The 23,883-nt window shown below is 68.0% G+C and carries 12 protein-coding genes; 5 read left to right on the top strand and 7 right to left on the bottom strand.

Features of this window, described 5'->3' with window-relative positions:
• The first annotated feature begins 9 nt into the window (after positions 1-9).
• Together HPO96_RS23815 and HPO96_RS23810 are read left to right on the top strand one after the other, a co-directional pair.
• Entirely contained in the window at positions 10-1,812 is a 1,803-nt protein-coding gene (locus HPO96_RS23815) for a GH39 family glycosyl hydrolase (protein ID WP_171676153.1), read from the top strand.
• Positions 1,813-1,909: 97 nt separating this feature from the next.
• Positions 1,910-3,214, top strand: coding sequence for an alpha-L-fucosidase (locus tag HPO96_RS23810; RefSeq protein WP_171676151.1), 1,305 nt, complete (start codon positions 1,910-1,912; stop codon positions 3,212-3,214).
• 42 nt (positions 3,215-3,256) lie between these two features.
• Here HPO96_RS23810 and HPO96_RS23805 read toward each other — a convergent pair whose 3' ends face one another.
• The 4 genes from HPO96_RS23805 to HPO96_RS23790 all read right to left on the bottom strand — a co-directional run bounded on the left by HPO96_RS23805 (position 3,257) and on the right by HPO96_RS23790 (position 14,777).
• On the bottom strand, positions 3,257-7,255 hold the full coding sequence (locus HPO96_RS23805) for an RICIN domain-containing protein (protein WP_171676149.1): 3,999 nt from the start codon (positions 7,253-7,255) through the stop codon (positions 3,257-3,259).
• Between the two features lie 8 nt (positions 7,256-7,263).
• Positions 7,264-13,470, bottom strand: coding sequence for an RHS repeat domain-containing protein (locus HPO96_RS23800; protein ID WP_171676147.1), 6,207 nt, complete (start codon positions 13,468-13,470; stop codon positions 7,264-7,266).
• Between the two features lie 123 nt (positions 13,471-13,593).
• On the bottom strand, positions 13,594-14,100 hold the full coding sequence (locus HPO96_RS23795; protein ID WP_171676145.1) for a MaoC family dehydratase: 507 nt from the start codon (positions 14,098-14,100) through the stop codon (positions 13,594-13,596).
• Positions 14,101-14,213: 113 nt separating this feature from the next.
• Complete coding sequence (locus HPO96_RS23790; RefSeq protein ID WP_171676143.1) at positions 14,214-14,777, bottom strand: YflT domain-containing protein; 564 nt, start codon at positions 14,775-14,777, stop codon at positions 14,214-14,216.
• Between the two features lie 76 nt (positions 14,778-14,853).
• Here HPO96_RS23790 and HPO96_RS23785 point away from each other — a divergent pair, with 76 nt between their 5' ends.
• Positions 14,854-15,969, top strand: coding sequence for a magnesium and cobalt transport protein CorA (locus tag HPO96_RS23785; RefSeq protein WP_171676141.1), 1,116 nt, complete (start codon positions 14,854-14,856; stop codon positions 15,967-15,969).
• 220 nt (positions 15,970-16,189) lie between these two features.
• Positions 16,190-17,227, top strand: a complete 1,038-nt coding sequence (locus HPO96_RS23780) for a helix-turn-helix domain-containing protein (RefSeq protein WP_171676139.1) — start codon at positions 16,190-16,192, stop codon at positions 17,225-17,227.
• A 9-nt stretch (positions 17,228-17,236) separates the two neighbouring features.
• On the opposite strand, the gene HPO96_RS23775 is transcribed toward HPO96_RS23780, so the two are convergent.
• On the bottom strand, positions 17,237-19,987 hold the full coding sequence (locus HPO96_RS23775; protein WP_171676137.1) for an AfsR/SARP family transcriptional regulator: 2,751 nt from the start codon (positions 19,985-19,987) through the stop codon (positions 17,237-17,239).
• Between the two features lie 128 nt (positions 19,988-20,115).
• Between HPO96_RS23775 and HPO96_RS23770 the strand changes: the two genes are divergently transcribed.
• Positions 20,116-21,015: an ArsR/SmtB family transcription factor gene (locus HPO96_RS23770; RefSeq protein WP_171676135.1), complete on the top strand. Its 900-nt coding sequence runs from the start codon at positions 20,116-20,118 to the stop codon at positions 21,013-21,015.
• Here HPO96_RS23770 and HPO96_RS23765 read toward each other — a convergent pair.
• Positions 21,012-22,202, bottom strand: a complete 1,191-nt coding sequence (locus HPO96_RS23765; protein WP_171676133.1) for an acyl-CoA dehydrogenase family protein — start codon at positions 22,200-22,202, stop codon at positions 21,012-21,014. The genes HPO96_RS23770 and HPO96_RS23765 overlap by 4 nt on opposite strands.
• A gap of 117 nt (positions 22,203-22,319) precedes the next feature.
• Positions 22,320-23,819 (bottom strand): protein kinase domain-containing protein, encoded by a 1,500-nt coding sequence (locus tag HPO96_RS23760; protein WP_171676131.1) that lies wholly within the window; start codon positions 23,817-23,819, stop codon positions 22,320-22,322.
• Positions 23,820-23,883: the final 64 nt, after the last annotated feature.

Here is a 23,883-nt window from a genome sequence, read left to right as displayed (position 1 = left end):
GGGAGCTGTATGCAGAAGGACGCGAAGACCGATTGGGACGAGCGGATCGCCCGCCGCAGCGACGAGGAGCGGGAGTTCGCGTTCCCGGAGCTCGAGCCGCCGAAGGAGGTGACCGCGGCCGGCGGCGTCGGGCAGGTCACGCTGGACTGGTCACCGGTCGAGGGCGCGGTCGGGTATCTGATCCTGCGCTCGACCGGCGATCACGGCCCGCTCGAACCGGTCGATCACCACAGCGGCGACATCCTGTCGGTCCCGGGCCCGCCGTACGTCGATACCACCTGCACCCCCGGTACGCCGTACCACTACGCGATCGCGAGCGTCCCGGAGGTGACGCGCAGCGGGCTGCCGAGCCACACCGTCGGCGCGGTGCCGCTGGTGGCCGGCGACGCCGTCCCCCGCGTCGACGTCGTCGTCGACACCGTTGCGGAAGGCATCGAGCTGCAGCGGCCCTGGGTGCCGATGGTCGGCAGCGAACGACTGAGTCAGCTGCTGTGCACCGACACCAGCGGCGGTCATGAGATCGGCGCCGGTCTGGAGGAGGCGCTCCGCCGGATGCACGACGAGCTCGGCGTCCGCACCGTCCGGGCGCACGCGATCTTCCACGACGACACGCACGTCATCGACGGTTCGGCGTACGACTTCTCCGTGGTGGACGCGATCTACGACAAGCTGCTCGGGATCGGGCTGCGGCCGGTGGTCGAGCTGGGGTTCATGCCGCGCGAGCTGGCGAGCGACCCGTCGAAGACGGTCTTCGCGTACGGCGCGATCATCTCGCCGCCCGCGTCGTACGAGCGGTGGCACGACCTGATCCGCGCGCTGGTGGAGCATCTGGTCGACCGGTACGGCCTGGAGGAGGTCCTGACCTGGGACTTCGAGGTCTGGAACGAGGCCAATCTGGAGGTGTTCTGGTCCGGCACCAAGGCCGAGTGGCTCCACCTGTACGACGTCACCGCGGCCGCTGTGAAATCGGTGGACCCACGACTGGCGGTCGGTGGGCCGTCGTCGGCCGCGGCGGGCTGGGTGGATGACCTGCTGGCCCATGCGGCGGCCAACGGGACACCTGTCGATTTCGTCTCGACGCACACCTACGGGTCGCCGCCGCTCGACGTACGGGCGTCGCTGGCGCGCCACGGGTTCGAACACGCCCGGCTGCTCTGGACCGAGTGGGGTGTCACGCCGCGGCATTTCAACCCGATCAACGACTCGGTGTTCGCCGGCGTCTTTCTCCTGCGCGGCATGCGCTCGGCCGCAGGCAGAGTGGACGCGCTGGCCTACTGGGTCGCGTCTGACCATTTCGAGGAGCTGGGCCGGCCGCCGCGGTTCCTGCATGGCGGATTCGGCCTGCAGACAGTCGGTGGGCTCGCCAAGCCGCGGTACCACGCTCTGAGCCTGCTCAGTCGGCTCGGACCGGTTGAGCTGCCCGTCACGCTCAGCGGGGACGGAGGCGGCAGCCTGATCGAAGCCTGGGCCTCCCGGGACCGCGACCGGATCGCCGTACTGCTCTGGAACCTCACTCTGGACCAGACCAAGGCCGATGGCGCCCCAGAACTGACCAGGACGGTCCACGTGCAGCTGCCCGGCGTGGATCCGTCCTGGCAGGTCAGCGCGACCACGCTGGGGATCGGGGCGGGTGATCTGGTCGCCGCGACGGCCGAGCTCGGGATCACCGACTGGCCGACCGGCGCCCAGCTGGCCGAGCTCGCCGAGCGCAGCCGGATGATCAGCACGCCACTGGAGCTCCGCGACGGGGCCGTCGAGGTCACGCTCCCGATGCCGTACGCCGTCCTTCTGGAGCTCACCCCACCCAAATAGATCGGATGTCTCAGAGAATTCTTTGCCCCGGTCTAGTCAGAAACCCCCAAATGCCCGACGATAGATAGGATGACCGCGACCCCTGAGGAGTTCTGACATGACCGATGGTCCACCCGCAGCCTCGATCGAGAGGTTCCGCGACTGGCGGTTCGGCCTGTTCGTCCACTGGGGCCTGTACGCCCTGCCTGCCCGGCACGAGTGGGTGAAGAACCGCGAGAAGCTGACCGACGAGGATTACCAGCCGTACTTCGACCACTTCGAGCCCGACCTCTACGACCCGCGCGAGTGGGCCCGGGCAGCGCGCGCGGCCGGGATGCGGTACGCCGTCCTGACCACCAAGCACCACGAGGGCTTCTGCCTGTGGGACTCCGCGGTCTCGGACTACACGGTCGCGCACACCGCGTGGGGCGCCGGGAAGGACCTCGTCCGGCAGTTCGTCGAGGCCTGCCGCGAGGAGGGGCTCGGCATCGGGTTCTACCACTCGCTGATCGACTGGCATCACCCTGAGTTCCCGATCGACATCTACCACCCGCAGCGCGACGACGAGGAGGCGATCGCGAAGGCGGCCGGCCGCGACGTCCAGGTGTACGCCGACTACCTGCACGCCCAGACACGTGAGCTGCTCACCAACTACGGGCAGATCGACCTGATGTGGTTCGACTTCTCCTACCCGGGCCGCAACCACCCGGACGGCCGTGACGGGCACGGCAAGGGCCGCGACGACTGGCGGTCGGAGGAGCTGATGGCGCTGGTCCGGGAGCTACAGCCGGGCATCCTGATCAACGACCGGCTCGACATCCCCGGTGACTTCGTGACGCCCGAGCAGTACCAGCCGGACGGCCCGATGGAGCGTGACGGCAAGCCGGTGCTCTGGGAGGCCTGCCAGACGCTCAACGGCAGCTGGGGTTACGACCGCGACAACCTGGACTGGAAGTCACCTGAGCTGCTGGTGAAGATGCTCGTCGACTCCGTCTCCAAGGACGGCAACCTGCTGCTGAACGTCGGCCCGACCGCCCGCGGCGAGTTCGACCCCCGTGCCCTGGCGACACTGGCGTCGATCGGCGAGTGGACCCGCCTGCACGAGCGCGCGTTCCGCGGCGCCCGCCCGGCGACTGACTTCACCGCGCCTACAGACACCCGCTACACGCAGCGCGGCGACCGCCTCTATCTGCACCTGTTCTCCTGGCCGATGGGTCACGTCCACCTGCCTGGGCTGGCCGGCAAGGTCAAGTACGCCCAGCTCCTGAACGACGCCTCGGAGATCCACCGCATCATCCCGGACGCCGCGACCGAGCATCACAACACCAGCATGGGCGCTGCGGGCGCCGGAGTACTGACTCTGAAGCTGCCGATCCAGAAACCGGATGTGCTGGTCCCGGTGATCGAGCTGTTCCTGCACTGACACAGACGAGGGGCCGGTACCCCGTACCGGCCCCTCCTGTTTCTATGGCTGGTCGAGCCGCCAGCGTTGGCACGGACCGTTCCAGTACCGCCAGGTGATCAGCCCGGCGTCTCTCGCGGTACTACAGCCCGCGACATCGAGCGACAGGCCGTTCGACTCTCTCGTGATCGACCAACTGCCGTTGAACGCCGGTTCGATCCGCCAGCGCTGACAGCTGCTTTCGCTCTCCGGCATGGTCGCCACGGTCTGCGCCAGCGCATCCGTGCAGCCCGGTACGTCGATCGCCTCGCCGGTACTCGGCTCCACGATCTTGTACACGTCGTCACCGAGCGGCTTCAGCTGCCACCGCTGACACGGGCTGCCGGCGATCCAGTCCCACATCCGCATGCGGGCCTCCGGCAAACAGTTCTCGACGTCCAGTACGAACTCCGTGTTGGAGCCGCGCACCCGGAACTTCCCGGTCAGCTGCGCCGGGTTGAAGCCGGCCCGCAGGATCCACTGCTGACTGGCCTCCGCCGTACAGGTGCGCTGCACGATGGTGGCGTCCTGTGTCGTCGTACCACCGGCCGGGGACGCGCATTTCGCACTGTGCGCGAACTTGAGCCGGACGACGGTGTCGTAGCTGCTCCCTTCCAGGTACTCGATCAGTAGCTGCTGGTTCGAGGTGCCCATACACGGCCACTGCAGGATGGCCCGCTCGTCGTCCTGCAGCATGTTCTCGACGTCGAGGCAGCGCGGGCGTCCATCGTTCACGTTGCCCTGGAAATGCGCGGTGCGGATCTCGAACTGGTCGGTGCCCGCGATCCGGCTGATCCGGAACCGCTGGTTGATCCCGCCGTGACAGGCGTGCTGGACGAGCCGCTCCGAGTCGGCCTGGCTGGAGTTCCAGACGTCCAGGCACTGGCTGCTGTTGCGGTTGACCAGCTCGTACGTGCGTTCCTCGATGTCGAAGCTCGGTCCGGTGCTCGCACCGACCCGTGGCTCCTTCCAACGGCCGACTGCCGCGCCGAACGACGTACCGGTCGAAGCAAGCGTGTACGTCTCTCGACCGCCGCCTGGCGTCGAGTAGAACAGCCCCACGTCCTCCTTGCCGTCACCGGTGAAGTCACCGATGGACAGCGCGGTCTTGGCCGGGTCGAACGCAGTGGCGTCCCGCCACCACTCCCCCAGCGTGTACGCCGTTCCGGTGGACCGGAACACCTTCAGCGCCGCGTCCGTGCCGCTGTTCTCGTAGAGCGCGACGATGTCGTCCTTGCCGTCGCCGTCCACGTCGGCGACCTGCGGCTTGCTGCGCTCCCAGCAGTACGCTCCAGCACCGGAGTCGTGCAGCGTGACCGGAGTGCTGCTGAACGCCGTACCGGTGGACTTGAAGTACCGCGTCACCGTGCGGCAGCCGCTGAGGTTCTGCATGTCGACCAGGTCGGCCTTGCGGTCGCCGTCGACGTCAGCCAGCAGAGGTGCGCTACCGGCCCACGGGCTGGCTGTTTGCAGCCAATCGACCGGAGTGCCGAGCGCCGGGCCGAGGAACGTCAGCGTGCGCCAACTGGTCCCGGAGACGTTGAGCTGAGCGACGATGTCGGACTTGCCGTCGCCGTTCACGTCTCCGGAGATAATGCGCGCTGTGCTGAGCGGCCAGCCGTTCGAGCCGCTGTACCAGACGGGTGCCGACTCGAAGTTGTAGCGCTCACCGGCCGAGAGCCCGCGGTACATGCCGATCCGGCGGCCCGCCTCCTCCCGGAACAGGACGGCGTCCGTCCGGCCGTCGCCGTCGAAGTCACCACGCACCGGGCGGGTCCGGTACATCGCGAAGCCGCCGTTGGCACCGGAGTCCCACGCCATCTGACCGGTGTGGGTCGAGCCGTCCGGTTTGGTGACGACATTCCAGATCGAGGTCCGTCCGTCGCCCTGGTCGAGGACTGTGGACAGATCGGCCCGGCCGTCGCCGTTGACATCGTTCCGGATCACCGGTGGCAGTTGCTCGAGCTCACCGGCGCTCAGTGCCCAGACGGTCGAGTTGTCGCTAACGTTGTTCGCGCCGTCGACCGCCTTCACGTAGAGCACCTTCTGCTCGGGCTCCGTGGTCAGAGACTTCTGGAAGACGCTCAGCGGGATCTGAACCGACCCATCAGCGTCTGCCTTGATTCGGCTGACCACCCGCTCCGGCTGGAAGCCGTAGAGGTACTCCGCGACGTCGGTGTCCCCCGCAGCCGGGCTCAGCGTCACCGTGCCGACCGTACGGGCCGGGATGTTCGCCTCACCGTCCGGGAAGTCGGTCGACGACAGCACAGCCGGTCCGGGCTTCTTCGCATCGACCTTGAAGTAGCACGGCTGAGTAGCCGGTCCGTAGTCGATGTTGTCGTCCGGGACGCCGTCGTCGCTCTTGGCCGTGTAGGAGTACGTCTGGCCGTCCGCGAACTTCGTCCGGTCGATGGCCGGCCAGGCGAACGCCGAACCCGACGTCGTCGTGGCCGAGTCCACCTGGTGCACCAGAGCTTGGTCCGACACGCGGTGGATCGACAGCCGGGTGATGAGGTTGTCGCCGTCCTTGTCGTTCGCCTTCGCGGAGAAGGAGTACCCAGATAGCGGCCAGCTGACCACGGTCGGGTTGCTCGCCGTACCGCACGGCCTGGCCCGGCTGAAGTTCAGCCGCTCCGGTGCGTGCGGGCGGTTGTTGTAGGTGACGACGATCCGCGCGGAGCCGCCGTGGAACCTCTTCCACTGCAAGATGTCCGACTCGTTCGGCGCACGCAGGCCGAAGGTGACGGTGCCGGCGTTGTTGGTCGCGGCGTCCTGGAACGGGTTGACGATCGCGGCGTTGTCCTTGGCCGCACCGGCCCAGTTCATCTGCATGTCCGGCTGGCCGCCACCGGTCCGGGCGTTGCCGTAGGCCGTCCCGAGGTACTGCCGCCAGTGGCCGCCGGTGTTGTTCCAGGTGACCGCCTGGTCCCGGTTCAGCGAGTGCGTCCAGTACAGGTCGGTCGGCGTCGCGCTACCGGACGAGCTGTGGTCCAGCATGATCTCGAACCGGGCGCCGATGACTTTCGCGCCGCCGATGTTCCCGGTGCCGAACTGGAAGAACGACCGGTAGGTGATGACGTTGTCGTACGACCTGCCGACCTTGGCGCCCTCACCGCGGTCGTAGTCCCAGTAGGACTGGTCGGGGTGCTCGCGACTGACGTGCGTCCACAGGTAGTTGTTGATCTGCCAGCTGGGGTCGATCGTCACCGGGTAGCGCGTCGTCGCCGCAGTGAGCAGCTTCTGGTCCGGTGTGATCACCAGCTCGTTCGCCGACCTGGTTGTCGGCACACTGGCGTGCCGGGTGCTCAGTCCGGCGTCCTTGGCGGCGGCCGGGCTGTCCCACATCACCGCCTTGCCGGCGGTGAACAACGACTTTCCGGCCGCATCGGTCGCGACCGTCGTACCGTCCGGTTTGGTGGCCAGCTTCAGCCCGGTACCGCTGATCGGGAATCTGAGCTGTTTCAGCGCCGGATTGCTCGCAGCCGCCCGGTTCTTCACCACCAGCAGGTGCTGGAACCCGGTGGCCTCGACCCGCACCTGCAGGTCGACTCCGGGCAGAACGTCCGGGTACGTCGCAGTGTCGCCGGACAGCACCGGCTTCGGCAGCTTCCCCTTCCAGCCCATCCGGACCTGCTTGTCGGCCGTGCCGAGGGCAACCAGCTCGCTGTCTCCGCCACCGGACAGTGCGAGCTCGGTGACGATCACACCCGGCCGTACCGAGCCGTCGGGCCGTACTGCGAGCTTGGTGTCGATGGGCACCCAGCCCGAGCCCTTCCGGGCCCGGACCGGGTACGCGAACTGTTCCATCGTGTGCAGACCAGAGGGCTCCTGGAAGACCTGCGTGGTCTCGTTGCGCAGGTGCTCCAGCTCCACCCGCTGGGTCGGCTTCGCGGGCTGCGGGGCCGCCGGGGCGGGTACGGCGGAGACCGCCGTACCCGCACCAGCTACCGCAGCCAGCGGCACCGCCAGCACCCCTGCCAACAGGGTGCCGGTCAATCGCCGCGTACTCCGGTGTTTCGGCATCAGCCTGGTCACCGCCCCGGCTTGGCGTACTTACACGCCTCTTGAGCGCCCGGTGTCTTGCAGAGGTCGGAGTACTCCTTGTAGCTCATGGGCGGCGGCTTGTACGGGTCGCGCTTCAGACAGGAGTTCTTCGGCCCGTTGTAGCAGTTCCAGCCGAGCTGGTACGCCGCCGTGCCGGCCGCACCGGCGATCCCCATGCCCACCGCGGCGCCGACCGCACACGAGCCACCGGCGGTGAAGATCGCGCCGAGCACGCAGATACCGACTCCGACAGCGGCGCCGCCGACGGCGTTCCACGCGATCTTGTCGATCGGATCGTCGTCCGGATCCTTTCCGCAGACCCCGCAGCCCTTCTTGTTGGCCTGTTCGGCGTCCTGGCGTTTCTGCTCCTCCGCGATCGCCGCCGCCTTCTGCAGCGCGTCCAGCGCGGCTTTGGCGCGTTCGGCGATCTTGGCCGCGACGTCGGCCATCTTGTCCACCTGTTTCTCCATGGTGGACACGCTGTTGTCGGTCTGTTTGGCCAGGTTCAGCGCTTCGTTGAGCTCCGGGATGTAGATGAGTTTCTTGGTGACGATCCGGATGACTTCCTTGGTGTGGTATCTGATCGTCTTGATCACTTCTTTGTAGATCGTCACCTGTTTGGCGACCTCCGCGGTGATCTTCGCCGCGAACGCGTGCAGCCCGAACGCCGCCGCCAGCGCCGCGACGAGGGTGTAGATCACGATCTTCACGTAGATCGTGATGACCTCCTTGCGGAGTTCCTTGATCCGCTTCACGTGCTCGCGGACGATCGTCTTGGTCTCGGTGATGGTCTGCGTGCGGTATCGCTTGCCGTCGGCATCGACGAAACTCACCGGGCTGTTGTTCGCGTAGCTGTACCCGTTGAGCTGTTGTGGATCGGTGCCGTCGATCACCGGATCGACCGAGATGAACCTGCCGGTGACCGGGTCGTACTCGCGGGCACCCAGATGGACCAGCCCGGTGGAGTCGTCCCGGGTGCCGCCGACGAAGTCCTGCTGTCCCGGCCACGCGGTCGGCACCGGTCCGCGGGTCTCGCCGTACGGCGTGATCCGCTTGCGCTGGAACGCCTGGGTCTGCGCGTCCACGGTCAGTGTGGCCGAACCGTGGTGGTCCGAGCCGAGCCAGCTCAGCTTGGTGCCCACCCGGACGCCGATGGTCTGCTGACCGAACTTGTAGTACCGCGTGCCCAGCTGAGAGCCGTCCGGCATCAGCAGCACCTCGGTGCCGCCCAGGTACAGCGTCGTACCGGTGTGGTCCTTACGGAGCAGCCGGTTGCCGTCGGCGTCGTAGATGTAGCTGGTCTCCTGGTTGCCCTTCTTGACCTTGGCCAACTTGCCCTCGGCGTCCCAGGTGAAGGTCTCACCGACACCAGCGAGCTTCCGCGCGGTCTGGTTACCGGCAGCGTCGTACTCGTACTCGTTGACCTTCGTGGTCCCGTCCGTACCAGTGGTGGTGATCTTCTGCACGGCGTGCGGCCGAGCCTGGCCTGCGGCCGGGTACTCGTAGGTGCTCGTCGTGCTGCCGGCAACCGTGTTGCGCTTCTCGGTCTTGCGGTTGCCGATCTGGTCGAACGTCCACTGGTGCCAGTACGGCGCCGGACCGCCCAGCTGACTCGCGCTGGTCGGCTGGACCGCACAGTTGGCGTCAGCCGGCGTCCACGCCTGCGTCAGCCGCCGGGACTCGTCGTATCCGAAGCACTGCACGTCTTTCGGGTCAGTGCTACCGCTGGCCGGGGTGTCGGTGATCTTGGTGACGTTGCCGGCCAGGTCGTACTCGTAGCTCTGGTCCAGCACCCGCTGCGGCCCGGTCGTCTGACGCTGCATGAACGTCCGCGTCAACCGGCGCGTCGACTCGTCGTAGATGTAGTTGTGCCGCAGATACTTCCCACCCGTCGGCCGTGCCTCCAGATACGTGAGGTCACCGAACGAGTTGAACTGCGCGTCCGTGACGTACGTCGACACTTCACTCGACAGGCTCTTCGGCAGGTCGTTGGTGTCGTACGTCGTGGTCAGTGTCTCCTCGGGCAGCCCACCGACGCTCGGAAGCTTCTGCGTCGCCAGCAGACCGCTGGGGGTGTAGGTGTTCTCAGTGGTGTACGTCTTGGCCAGACCACCCTCGGCCGCCGGCAGCGTCACCTTTGTCGCCAGAGCGTGCCCGCTGACGTCGTAGCCGGTGACCTCCGTCTTGTAAGCGTTGCCGTTGACGTACCGCGTCGCTGTGCTGGGCGAGCCCTTCACCAGCGTGTCGTAGGTCCGCTCGACCAGCAGCGGGCCATCGACCGCGCCGTCTCGGACGGCGGTCTGCCGGCCGATGTTGTCGTAGCTGTAGAACAGCGTCTTGCCGAGCGCATCGGTCATCGTGGCGACCTGGTCCAGGTCGGTGTAGGTGTACGTCGTGGCGCCGCGGTCCGGCTCGACGGCCTTGGTCCGCCGGCCTCTCAGGTCGTACTCGTACCGCCACAGGTTCCCGGCCGCGTCCGTCATGGACTCGATCTGCCCGGCCTTGGTGTACGTGTACGACGTCTTGTCGAAATTCGTGCTGACACCGGGGGTGTTGTAGGTGCGCAGCTCGGTCAGACGGCCCTGGGCGTCGGTGATCCGCGTCGAGGCCTGCTCGCCGTTCGGCGGGTCCACGGTCTGCACACCTGGCTGGTGGCTGTGTGTGGTGACCCACTTCTCCTCGTTCTTCGACCAGAACGCCTCGGTCATCGGACGCTCGAGCTGGTCGTACGCCGTCGCCTTGCGCGCCGGCAGCTCTTCCTCGACCGCGTCGAACACCTGCGGCCCGGGCGGCGCGTCGTTGTAGTACGGCCGGTTCTCGATGATCTGCAGACCACGTGAGTCGTACTCGAAGTCCTCGATCACCCGGCCGATGCCATCGGCGGACGCCCGCTGGACCTGCCGCTTGCGCTGCAGGCCGTCCAGGATCTCGTAGCTGGTCGACACCGTGCCGTCGGCCTGCAGAGCCTTGGACTGGACGACGCCCGGCTGATCGATCCCTGCGGTGTATACGTGCTCGACGTTCGGGGTCTCGGTCAGCGCGCGGCCCGGCAGCCACACCTTGGCGACGCGACCGAGTGGGTCCCGCTCGGAGGTCGTCGTCCGGCCGCCGACATCGGTGACCTTGGTCGACTGTCCCCAGGCCGGGTCCAGCTCAGTGGTCGTGGTGTGCCCGTTCGACAGCGACACGGTCGTCTTGGTGACCGGGCCGTCGGCCGGGAAGTACCCGTAGGTGGTGGAGCTGTTCTTCGGGTCGGTCTCGGACTTCTTCCGGCCGTGGTCGTCGTACGCCGTCGTCGCGACGGTCTGGTACGTCGGCTCCCCAGCGCTGTTGAAGCCACTGAGACGCTGGACGGCAACCGGTTTGGCGTTCTCCGGAGCCGCGCCGCCGGCGTACGTCTGCTTGGTGTCGGACAGGACGTCGTCCTTCGTCCACGGCTGGTCGCACGCCTTGGCCACCGTCTGCGTCCGGGTCGGCAGCTCGACGATGCCCTTGGCCGGGTTGCTCGCGTACTCGTAGCGCACACAGGTGTCGTCAGCGGTCGTGGCCAGGTCGTTCGCGTTCGACGCGGCCAGCAGCACGCCGGTCGACGAGTAGACGTTGTTGGCCGCGGTCTGGCGGAATCCACCGCCCTGCTTGGCCTCCCATTGCTTGGAAGCCTCCTGCTCGACCTTGAACGCCTGAGTGGTACCCCAGTCGCGCACCCGGGTCGACGTCGCGCCGGAGACCCAACTGTCGTTGATGGTCCGCTCGACGATCGCTCCGTTGACCAGCTTGCTGGTCTCCCGGACCTGTCCGGACAGCGCGTTGACGTCCTCGACCTGGGCGCCGGTGGAGTCGGTCAGCTTGACGTCCTTCACGGTGCCGTTGGCCAGCTTGTCGCCGTCCATGCCCTGGAAGTAGCGGCTCTCGGTGATCGTCTGCGGGCCGTCGGGGTGGCCCTTGGCCACGATGACCCGGTCGTAACCGCGCCACTGCGACCAGGTCTTGCGACCGATCTCGACCAGGCCGTCCTCGTCGTCGTGCCGCCAGGCCGGCTTGCCCGGGTAGCTGACGGTCGTCTGCACGGGGACCATGCCGCTGACGCGGTCGGACTCCGTGACGGAGGTGACGACGTACTTGTGGAACCAGTCCTGGCGCTCTTCGGTCTCACCCGGCGGCGTCCACTTCAGCGGGTGGCACCTACGGTCGTTGCGGTCCACGGCCGGCACGTTGCCGGGCAGTGTGCAGTCCTTGGCCGAGTAGGTGACGGCCAGCTCGCCGCCAGTGCCGTAGTGGATGCCGCGGATGCGGAACCACTGCAGCAGCGGACGTGCGGTGCCGTCGGCGACCCGGTTGTCCATCTGGACCTTGTCGAAGTTGATCTCCGGGATGGAGACCGCGCCACTGCCGGCCTCGCCGGTGTGCACGATTGCCTCCAGCCACAACCGGGGGCTGGTGTTGTCGCCCGGGTTGGGGAAGGAGTGCCGCAGCGTCCAGGTGTCGACGGCGTCGAACGCCGTACCGCGCCAGACCTCGGTGCGGATCTTGCTGAGCTTCTTCTTGGTCCAGAAGCTCGGACCGGTCTGTTTACAGGTCGCCGTCCCGCACTCCTGGTCCAGCGGAGTGTCGAAGTAGTCGGCGGGTGCGCAGTTGGCACCGGTGTTGCAGCGTTCGAGCGTGTCGAAGTGCACCCGGGCCACCGGCTTCTCGCTGAAGACCTGACCGTCGGTCTGACCGTAGTCGATCCGCTTGATGTTGCTCGCGCGGTCGTAGCTCTTGGTCGTGGTCTCCGTGCCGTTGTAGGCGTAGTTGTTCTTCTCCACGTCGTAGAACAGCGACATCGTGTTGCCGTGCGGGTCAACGACGTAGTCCAGCTGCCAGCGGTACACCTGCTGGCAGAACGAGCTCGCGAACGCAGCCTGGTTGCACTGCTCGCCACTGTGGTTACCGGCGACCGGAACCTTCAGCGCGGAGTTGGTCCGCTCAGCTGCCGCACCGGGGAGCTTGTTCAGGCCGAAGTAGTACTTGGTGCCGTCCTTGGTGGTGATGACCCAGTACTCGCCCGCCTCCTCCGGCTTGCCCGCGCTGCCCTCGTCGCCGTTGTCAGCGCCGGAGAGCCGCTCGACCTTGGTGCCGTCGTCGGACTTCGGGCGCCACTGCTTGGTGACGTCGTCCCGGACCAGCTCACCGCCGGCGCCGTTGAGGCTGAACGTCGCATTGTCGGTGGCGAAGCAGAGGTCGCCGACCGCGCGGTTGCCGTTGTTACCGGTCTTCTCGTTCTTCGAGCCGCACGAGGCGTACCGACGCTCGATGGAACCGCCGGGTGACAACTCGAAGCCCTCACCGGCCCACGACGTCTGGTTGTTGGTCCCGGAGGTCCGTCCGTCGACGCTGCCCGAGGAGTAGCCCAGGCTGATGGTCGGCGTCGGCCCACCGGTGCCCGGCGGGGAGCGGAACGGGTACTGCCAGTTGAAGTCACCTGACGAGCCGCCGACCGACCAGGAGGTCGTCGGAGACATCGAGGTGGTGCCGTAATCACCGGCGTTACCGGCGGCCGCGGCCTCCATCGCGTAGAGGCCGTTCGCCGGCACGTCGGCGCTGACCGTGCCGGCGCCGTCGTTGCGGGTCTTCAGCGGCGTCGCGGCGCAGGTGGCCGACAGCGGCGACTTCTCCGCACATGCAGGCAGCTGAACCAGCCTGAGGCGACTGGCCCAGTCACCGCCGTACGCGTGCCGAAAGGCCTGATAGTTGAGGTCCAGGCGGACCTTGCCGCTCGTCTTGGCCTTGTCGGTGCTGGTCAGCTTCACCAGCATCCGGGCGTCACGGCGGCCGAGCAGGTCCACCTTCACCCCGGTCGGGGCAGTGCCATCGGCACTGACCGGCCCGACGGCAACCGGCAGCGCACCGGCGGCCTTCTTCGGCAGGACGCCGGACAACTGCGCGGACCAGCTCGCGACCGGCAGGACCACCTCGGCCGTACCGGTCGCCGGCCAGCTGACGGTCGGCGTCTTGACGACGTCGACGTCCAGGTCCGGCGTTCGCGGCTTGACCTTGTAGTTCGTGCCGTGCACCGGCTTGACCTTGGACCCCTTGACGGTCCGCTCCTCTTTTTCCTGCTCCGGCGCCGCGTTCGCACCTGGTGGATGCAGGCCGGCGACGAGAGCGGTCCCGAGCACTACGGCCCAGGCGCGCCGAGCCACATCTGTGGACATCTGACCTCCCCTAGTAGGTGAGGTCAATGTGCGGGCGGGCTCAGTGGTCTAACAACGGGTTCGATCGACGTTGAAACGGAAACCGAATTCCGGAGCGCACCCTTCGGTTGCCGCCGAAAAGGTTCACTCTGCGTGCGGAACCGGCCGTCCGGGCTGCTCCCCGCCGCGAGCCTCCAGATAGGAGTTCTTCGGGACCATCACCTTGCGGCGGAAGATGCAGACCACCGTGCCGTCCTGTTTGTAGCCCTTGGTCTCGACGTGCACGATGCCGCGATCGTCCTTGGACGTCGACTCCCACTTGTCCAGGACGACGGTCTCGCCGTAGATCGTGTCGCCGTGGAACGTCGGCGCGACATGCCGCAGGGACTCGATCTCGAGGTTGGCGATCGCCTTACCGCTGACATCCGGGACCGACATCCCGAGCAGGATCGAGTAGATGTAGTTGCCAACGACAACGTTCTTGCCGAACTGGGTGGTCTCGCCGGCGTAGTTGGCGTCCAGGTGCAGCGGATGGTGGTTCATCGTCAGCAGGCAGAACAGGTGGTCGTCGTACTCGGTCACGGTCTTACCTGGCCAGTGCTTGTAGACCGCGCCGACCTCGAACTCCTCGTAGCTACGCCCGAACTGCATGCCGGCTCCTCTTCGGTCTGGGACACCCCATGCTGCCCAACCGGACCACCGGCGGCCGTGGTCTGGCTCTCATCGGGCGGGGAGACCTACGTCACCCCGCCGCGACGAGCTGTCTAGTCCTGCGGCGGCTGCGCCTGCTGCTGGACGGGCTGCTGCACCGGCGGCTGGGCCTGGTAGTCCGGCAGGCGAGGCGTCACCTCGCCCTTGAGCGCCAGCTTGGCCAGGTGGTTACGAGCCTCTTCAGCGAACTTGAAGTCGCACAGGACGTCGTACGTCGTCGCCACCACCGCCGTGCGAGAGGTGAAGTCGCGGCGGCCGGCCGACTGCGCGTAGCCGAGGCCGCCGAACACGACCCCGAAGAAGGCGCCCAGGACCACACCGGTCAGCAGAGCGGCCAGGAAGTTGCCGTTGGTGAAGAGCCCCAGCAACAGGCCGACGAACAGCCCGAACCACGCGCCGCTGGCCAGACCGGCGGTCAGCGCACGCGCCCAGGTCAACCGGCCGGTGATCTTCTCCACCTGCCGCAGGTTGTTACCGACGATGGTCGTGTGCTCGACGGGGAACTTCTCGTCCGACAGGTAGTCGACAGCGCGCTGCGCCTCCCGGTACGTGTCGTACGTCCCGATCGTCAGACCACTGGGCCTCGGGTCGATCAAGGGCATGCCTGGCGTGCTCATCGTCGTTCCTCTCCACGTGCTTCCACCCCCATCATTGCCGACGAGTGGTTACCGCGCCTTGATAGCCTCGCCGGTGATGGGCGGACGACGGTGGGACCTGGGCGCGACACGCCGGATGGGACAGATGTTCGCCCGCCGGGCGCTGGGCGACGGCCAGGGGCCGCAGCACCACGATCCGGTGGCCAGCGGCAAGCTGGACGGCGCCCTGGTCGACTGGGCCTTCTACCGCGACGGACGCCGCGACCAGCGGGTCAACTCCTATACCGAGGCGCTCGGCCGGGCCCGTCGCGGCCAGGGGTTCGTCTGGATCGGGCTGTTCCAGCCGACCGACCACCAACTGGCCATCATCGGCGCGGAGTTCGGTCTGCACGCGCTCGCGCTGGAGGACGCCTCCGAGGCGCACCAGCGGCCAAAACTCGAACGGTACGACGACACCCTGTTCGCAGTACTCAAAACAGTCAGCTACGTCCCGCACAAGGATCTGACCGCCACGAGCGAGGTGGTGGCCACCGGCGAGGTGATGGTGTTCTGCGGCCCCAGCTTCGTGGTCACCGTCCGGCACGGCGAGCACAGTGAGCTGACCGGCCTCCGGCAACAGCTGGAGACCCAGCCGGAGCGGCTGGCCGTCGGCCCGGGGGTAGTACTGCACGCCATCGCCGACCATGTCGTCGACCGGTACCTGGAGGTCGCGGACGCCGTACAGGCCGATATCGACCTGATCGAGAGCGAGATGTTCACACCGCGCGGCTGGCGGAACATCGACCGCGTCTACCAGCTCAAACGTGAGGTGCTCGAGCTGAAGCGCGCAGTGGCCCCGCTGACCGGCCCGATGCGCTCGCTGTCGACGCTGCGGCACCCGCTGATCGCCGACGAGACGCGGAACTACTTCCGCGACGTCGACGACCACCTGCTGCGGGTGAAGGAGCAGGTGATCTCGTTCGACGAGCTGCTCAGCTCGATCCTGCAGGCCGGGCTGGCCCAGGTGCAGGTCGCGGAGAACGAGGACATGCGGCGGATCTCGGCCTGGGTCGCGATCCTCGCCGTCCCGACGATGATCGCCGGGATCTACGGGATGAACTTCGACTATCTCCCGGAGCTCCGGCTCCGGTACGGTTACTTCGTCGTCCTCGCCGTGATGCTCACCGCGTGCGTCGGGCTGCACCGGTTGTTCAAGCGGAACCATTGGCTTTGATCAAATTTTCCCAATACCACGTTCGCCCCTCCGGGCGGCAGGGGTTGGCAGGCTTCTGCCATGGCCGGGACTGGCAACGCGTTGGGCGTATTAAACGGTTGTCGGTGAAACGCGCTCTTGATTTACTGCGCATATCGCGTTCGGTCAGCAGGCCGCCACAATCTGCGACCGACGGCATCGGGGGATGTCGTGATGGTCATGCCGCTGGGAGGGCGTTGCCGTGCTCAGAATTCACTTCACGCCGCGCGATCTGACGCGCGTCACGGTCGCGACCAAACCGGCGCCGCTGTGGGAGATGCTGCTCAGCCTGCACATGTTGCAGCACTCGGACGGCCGGCTCATCTTCGAGGACTGGCGCCGCCACGTCCGGACGTCGGTCGCGCCGGACCAGATGCGGCTGCTGCTGGAGCTGACCCCGCCGAAGGGGTACTCACCCGACTTCCTCACCCCGGCGGAGTCCGCGCCGGACTTCGACACCGCGCTGGAGATCGCGCTGGCCACCCCGCGGCAGCAGATCCGCAGCCAGCTCGACCTGCTCGCCAAGTACCGCCCGGCCTCACCGTGGACGCGGGAGCTCGCCCAGGGCGAGCGGGCCGCGATGCACAAACTCGGCCGCGCCATGCGGACCTACCACCAGGCCGCGATCGCGCCCTACTGGAAGTCGATCGGAACGCACATCTCGGCCGATCACGCGCACCGCGGCGAGGCCCTCGCGCGGCACGGCGTGGACCGGCTGCTCTCGTCGCTGCACCCGCGGGTGCGCTGGGTGGCGCCCGTCCTGCAGGTGCTCGACATGAACGACCGCGACCTCTACCTGGACGGGCGCGGGATCGAGCTGCAGCCGTCGGCGTTCTGCTGGCAGGTGCCGACCAAACTGCGCGACCCGGAGCTCAAGCCGATCCTGGTCTACCCGATCCAGCACGCGCCGGGCATCCTGCGACAGACGTCGGGTGACCAGGTCACCGCCGCCGACCCGCTCGGCTCGCTGCTCGGCTCGACCCGCGCGGCCGCCCTCGAAGCGGCCGTCGCCGGCTGTACGACCACCGAGCTCGCCAAGCGCTGCAAGATCTCCCCCGCGGCGGCCAGCCACCAGGCGACCGTCCTGCGCGAAGCCGGCCTGATCACCACCCGCCGCGCGGGCGCCTCCGTCCGCCACGAGATCACCCAGCTGGGGATCTGGCTGCTGTCCGGCTACGGCTCGGGCAACACCCGGCAGCCGCACCCGCAACCGCACCCCCAGCCCCGCCTCACCGCCTGAGCAACCCGCTCACGCCAGCTTGCTGGGCGCGTCCAGGTGCCGGAGCACCTGGGCGCGGAGCTCGCTCTGCGAGAGCCCCTGCCGATCGGCGACGACGAGCGCCTGCTGCCAGACGTAGTGGGCTTCCTGATGCCGTCCGGCGGCCTGGAGGACCTCGCCGAGGCTGATCAGCGTCGGCACCTCGGCGGCGCCCAGCTCGAGCTCGCGGCACAACCGGGCCGACTCGGTCAGGTACTCGATCGCCTGGTCGTAGTCGCCCATCCGCTGGTAGGCCAGCCCCGCGGTGTCGAGCGCGTACGCGACGCCGCGGTGGTAACCGTCCCGCCGATGCCGCTCGACCGCCTGAAGCGCGTTGTCGATCGCCTCCTGATGCCGACCGAGATCGCTCAACGTGTGCGCGAAATTGTTCTGCGCGGCGCCGTAGGCCCGGTCCTCGTCGCTGCACGCCATCGCCTGCTCGAGATGCCGGACGGCGGCGTCCATCTCCCCCAGCCGCCGGTACGTCATCCCGAGGTTGCCGTGGACCATGCTGAGCCCGGAGCGATGCCCTACCGACTCCATCAGCGCCAGCGAGTGCAGGAAGACCTCCAGCGACTCCTCGAACCGCCCGAGCAGCCCGTAGCTCACCGCGAGCTGGTTACCGACGACGGCCTCCAGCAGCGGCTCGCTGATCGCCCGCGCCGACCGCACGGCCGTCTCGTGCGCCTTGAGCGCCGCGGGGGACGGCGACCGCTCCTGCTCCAGGAAGTCCCACAGCTCACTCGCCAACGCCGCGGCGAGCCAGTGATGCTCGTGCTCGGCGCCTTCGATGACGGCCGCGAGCAGCGTCGGCCACTCCTTCCGGAACCACGCCAGCGCTTCGGCGTCCGACCCGAACGTCAACGGCCGCACGCCGTCCAACGGTTTGCGCAGCAGGTTGAAGCGCATCCGCCCGCCTCGCGCCAGCTTCGCCGCCTGCGCGGTCTGCGCCAGCCAGTCCAGCAGGCGGGCCACCGCCTGCCGGCTCTCCCCCGGCTCATCCAGACCGGCGGCGTACAGCCGGATGAGGTCGTGCAGCTGGTAGGAGCCGGTCGACGCCTGTTCGAGCAGGTTCGCCTCGACCAGAACGTCGAGGAGGTGATCGACCTCCACCTCGTCCAGGCCGGTCAGCGCCGCGACCGCGGGCGGTTCGAAGACCGCACCCGGATAGACGCCCAGCATCCGGAACAGCCGCGCTGCGTCCGCTGGTAGCGCCTGGTAGGACCAGGAGAGGACGGCGCGCACGCTGGTCAGCTCGTCGTCACCGATCTCCAGCGCGGCCAGCCGGTCGCTCGCGTCGGACAGCTGTTTGGTGATATTGGCGCCAGGGCTCCGGCTCGCTCGTTCGGCTCCGACTACCAGCGCCAACGGCAACCGGCCGCAGAGCTCCGCGAACGCGGTCAGCTGGGCGACGTCGTACGGGCGTCCGGACACGACCCGGGCCAGCAGCTCCGTGGACTCCTCAGGGGTCATCTGGCCGAGGCTGAGCCGCCGTGCGCCCTCGCGGGCGACCAGACCACGCAGCTGGTTCCGGCTGGTGACGATGACGAAACCGCCGGCCCCTGGCAGCAGCGGGCGGACCTGTGCCGCGTTGCGGGCGTTGTCGAGCACGACCAGCAGTTGCTTCTCCGCCAGCAGAGTCCGCAGTAACGCCGACCTGGCCTCGATCCCGACCGGCATCTCGTCGGTCGGGACGCCGAGCCCCAGCAGCAGCGACTGCAACGCGTCCACTGGCTCGACCAGACCGCCCGCGCTGTAGCCGCGCAGGTTCAAGTACAGCTGACCGTCGGGGAAGGAGGCGCGGGCGCGATGTGCCCAGTGCACGGCCAGCGCGGACTTGCCTGCGCCACCTGTCCCGTCGATCGCCACGATCACCGCAGACTGCTCCGACCTCCCAGCCGCGTGCACACCGTCCAGAAAGGCCAGAGCGCGGCGGCGGCCGGCGAATGCGGGCAGATCGGCCGGGAGCTGGCGCGGTACGAAGACGCGGGCCGGAACGGGGGCCTTCGGCGTACCGAGCAGGAGCTCGGCGTGTAGTGCGCGCAGCTCCGCTCCTGGGTCCACGCCGAGCTCATCGGCGATGCGGACGCGTACATCTTCGTACAGCTCCAGCGCCTCCGCCGCACGGCCCACTCCGGCCAGGAGGCGCAACAGCCGAACCCACAGCGATTCGCGAAGCGGGTAAGTGATGGTGAGCTCGCGCAGCTGGGCCAGGATCGCGCTCTGCTCCCGCTGCTGAACCCCGAGGTCGACCCGGCGCTCGACCGCTGCCAAGTACTGCTCTGTCAGACGTGGGGCCTCAGAGTCCTCCAACCAGCCCGAGCGGGCGCCGTCGAAAGGCCTGCCGCCCCACAGCGCCAGCGCGGCCAGGATGCTCTCGAGCTCAGCGGCCGGATCGTTCGCCTGGGCCGCTGCACGCAACAGGCGGCTGAACTGATGGACGTCGACCTGCTCGGCGACCAGCCGCAGGCTGTAGCCGGCGGGGCTGGTTGCCACCAGCTCCGCGCCGATGGCCCGCCGCAGCCGCGTCATCAACGTGTGCAGACTCGGACGGATGTTCGCCGGTGGCTCGTCACCCCAGATCCGCTCCGCGAGCACCGGCGTCGCGACCGCCTCCCCCGCAGCGAGGGCCAGCACCGCGAGCAGCGCCCGAACCCGGTCACCGCCCAGCTCGACCGGCTCCGCCCCGACGCGCACCGACACCCCGCCGAGCAGCCGGATCTCCACCCCAGAACCAGACATCTGCCTCCACTCCCCAGACTGCGAATTTACCGCACTTCCGAGTGGGAACTGTCCGCTCCGTGACAGGTTGCTGACAGGGGGTGGACGGCAGCATGTGAAGTTGAGAGGGAGGGCTGAGCCTGCACCAGTTGCAGGGGCGGGAGGGGCCGGCGCACTACGGCACCTGGCGGGAACGGGCCCGCCGGATGTTGCCGCGGTCGGCGGTTCGGTTGCTGGAACTGACCCCGACGCATGGCTACAGCCCTGATTTTCTGACGCCCAACGACCATATGCCCGACTTCGGCACCGGCCTCGAGCAGGTGATGTCGACACCACGCCCACGCGTCCGCCACGAGCTCGAGGTGCTCTCCGGATGGCGTCCGCGGACCACCTGGACCAGAGAGCTGGGCTCCGGCCGCGGAGTGGCCATGAAAGGGCTCGGACACGCACTCCACGCCTACCACCAGCATGCGATCGAGCCCTACTGGGCTTCCATCCGCTCGCTGGTCCGTGCGGACCATCAGCAGCAGGTCAGCAACATGTCAGTCGCCGGAGTCGATGCCCTTTTGGGCAACCTGCACCCGTCGATCCGCTGGAACTCGCCTGTCCTGGAGATCGACGGCTTCGCCGACAAGGACGTCCACTTGGACGGTAGAGGCGTTCGGCTGCAGCCCTCGGTGTTCTGCTGGAACACACCGACCAAGCTCTACGACCCGGAGCTGCAGCCCGTGCTGGTCTATCCGGTCCAGCACACACCCGGTCTGCTGCGCCGCCTCTCCGCCGAGCACAGATCGCAGCCTCTGGCCGCGCTGCTCGGTACGACGCGCGCAGCGGCCCTGGAGTCCATCGCGGGCGGCTGCACCACCACGCAGCTCGCGGAGCGCTGCCAGATCTCTCTGGCCGGCGCCAGCCGCCAGGCAGGCATCCTGCGCGACGCCGGCCTGGTCACCACCCGCCGCGCCGGCCAAGCCGTCCGCCACGACCTCACCCTGCTCGGCAAGGCCGTCCTGAGCGGCGGCTTCATCCAGGACCCGGAACGCTTGAACTAGAGCTTGTAGTCCTCGAGGAGGCGACGGCCGATGATCATTCGCTGAATGTCGGCCGTGCCTTCGCCGATCAGCAGCATCGGCGCCTCGCGGTAAAGGCGCTCGATCTCGTACTCCTTGGAGAAGCCGTAACCGCCGTGGATGCGGAAGGAGTCCTCCACGACCTGGGCGCAGTACTCGCTGGCCAGGTACTTGGCGACGCCGGCCTCGAAGTCGTTGCGGGAGCCGCTGTCCTTCTTCCGGGCGGCCTTCACCATCAGCTCGTGCGCGGCCTCGACCTTGACCGCCATGTCGGCCAGCCGGAACAGCACGGCCTGGTGGTCGGCGATCTTCTTGCCGAACGTCTCGCGCTGCTGCGCGTAGGAGATGCCGAGCTCGAAGGCCCGCCGGGCGACCCCGCAGCCGCGCGCCGCGACGTTCACCCGGCCGACCTCGACGCCGTCCATCATCTGGTAGAAACCTTTGCCCGGCACACCGCCGAGGATCTGGCCGGCGTCGATCGCGTACCCGTCGAAGACCAGTTCGGTGGTGTCGACGCCCTTGTAACCCATCTTCTCGATCTTGCCCGGCACGCTCAGGCCCTTGTCGACCTCGCCGAAACCCGGCTCCTTCTCGACCAGGAAGGTGGTCATGTTCTTGTAGACCGACTCCTGCCCTTCGTCGGTCTTCACCAGGACGGCGACGAGATTCGACGAGCCGCCGTTGGTCAGCCACATCTTCTGGCCGTTGATCACGTAGCCGGCGCCGTCCTTGACGGCCTTGGTCTTGATCGCCGAGACGTCGGAGCCGCAGCCCGGCTCGGACATCGAGAACGCGCCCCGGACGTCACCGGCGGCCATCCGCGGCAGGTACTTCTGCTTCTGCTCGTCGGTGCCGTGCTGCAGCAGCATGTAGGCGACGATGAAATGCGTGTTGATGATGCCGGACACGCTCATCCAGCCGCGGGCGATCTCCTCGACGCAGAGCGCGTAGGTCAGCAGCGACTCCCCGAGGCCGCCGTACTCCTCAGGGATCATCAGCCCGAACAGACCGAGCTCCTTGAGCCCCTCGACGATCTCGGTCGGGTACTCGTCGTTGTGCTCGAGCTCGGTGGCCACTGGCAGGATCTCGGACTCGACGAACGCACGGACCGTCTTCAGGATCTCCTCCTGAATATCGGTCAGTCCCTCGGTCTGCTGCAGTCTGGTCATGCGCCGGCTCTCCTCGGGTGCGTACTGATCGCTACTCGTGAGTATTGCGGCTTTCAGCATCCCGGGACAGCGCCGACACCCGCTGTGACACCGGCCACCCGACGGGCGTCGCTTAGCTCACTCCTCGCCGTCCTCGTCGCCGTCGCCCTCGGGCATCGAGCGGTCGAGCTGGGCGAACAGCAGGTAGACCTCCGCCGTCGGACGCCACTTGCCCTCGCGCTGCGCCTCGACCAGCCGCTGCTTGGCCTCGCTGTAGTTCTTCCGGGCGGCGTTCACCTCGCCGCGGGACAGCTGACCGGCAGCCTGGTCCAGATCGCGCCCGGCGAGCCGCGGCGCGTTGCTGCGCGGCTGGTCGCCTTGGCCCGGCCACTGGTTCTGGTTGCCGCTCTTGCGGACCTCATCCGCCAGCTGCCGCAGCTGCGCGACCACCGCCGGGTACTGGTTGTGGTTCTCGGGCGGCTTCGACGGGGTCTTGCTGGGCGTCTTGGACGGCTTCTTCGTCGGCTTCTTGGTCGGAGTGGGCGTCGGCGTCGGCGTGCTCTTCGGCTTGGCCGGAACGCTCACCTTCGCCGCTGGGACCGACGGCGAACCACCAGCCTGCGCCGGCGGATCAGTAGCCACCCCCTCCTTCAACAGTGCCACCCCAACCCCAGCCGCCAGCACAGCAGCCATCGCCGCAATCACCTTCACAAACGGAAAGCCCCGCCGCCGCTCCTCCCGCGGCTCGTCCGGCTCATCCGTTTCGTCCACTCGGGGCGGCAGATGCAGGACCTGGGTGTTGTTGCTGACAGGCAGCGCAATCGCCTGCGTCTGGTGGTGGTCAGGGGAGGCGAGGAGTGCGGTGACCTCCTGCGCCGAGGCTGGGCGGTCTGCGGGGTTCTTCGCCAGCAACTGCATGACCAGGGCAGCCAGTTGTGGCGGTACATCGGTGCGGAGGAGGGGGGCCGGCTGGGCCCTGAGGTGTTGGTGCATCACCTGCTCGACGGTGGCGCCGGTGAAGGGCGGCGTACCGGCCAGGAGCTCGTAGAGGACGCAGCCGAGGGCGTACCAGTCGCTGGCCGAGGTGGCGGAACCGCCGGTGACCTGCTCGGGCGAGATGTAGGACGCCGTCCCGAGGAGGACGCCCATGGTGGTCTCGTTACCGGAGCGCTTGGCGATGCCGAAGTCGGTCATCTTGAGCGTGCCGTCCGGCGCGAGCAGCAGGTTGGCCGGCTTCACGTCGCGGTGCACGATGCCGGCCGCGTGCGCGGCGTCCAGCGCCCGTGCGCCCTGGGTGGCGATATCGGCGACCAGCTTGGCCGTGGGCAGGCCCGCCGTCCGCATCAGCTGCGCCAGATCCGGACCGGAGACCAGCTCCATCACCAGGAAGACATGGTCGCCCGCAGCGCCGACGTCGTACGTCGCGACCACGTTCGGGTGCGTCAGCCGCGCTGCGGCCTGGGCCTCGGCGCGGAACCGGGCGACGGCGTCCATCGGGTCGCCGTCGAGACTGCGGAGCAGTTTGACCGCCACCTGCCGGTCCAGTACCAGGTCCTCAGCTTTCCAGACCTCACCTGCGCCACCCCGACCCAGGAGGGTCAGCAACCGGTAGCGTCCTGCCAGTACCTCGCCGTTCACAAAAAACACACCTTCCGCAGCGGACCGCAACACCTTAGGCGGCAACGGTGAACGAATCGAGTCC

It is taken from the genome of Kribbella sandramycini, assembly GCF_013131805.1.
Lineage (GTDB): Bacteria > Actinomycetota > Actinomycetes > Propionibacteriales > Kribbellaceae > Kribbella > Kribbella sandramycini.
This window is presented reverse-complemented; position numbering and strand designations above follow the sequence as displayed.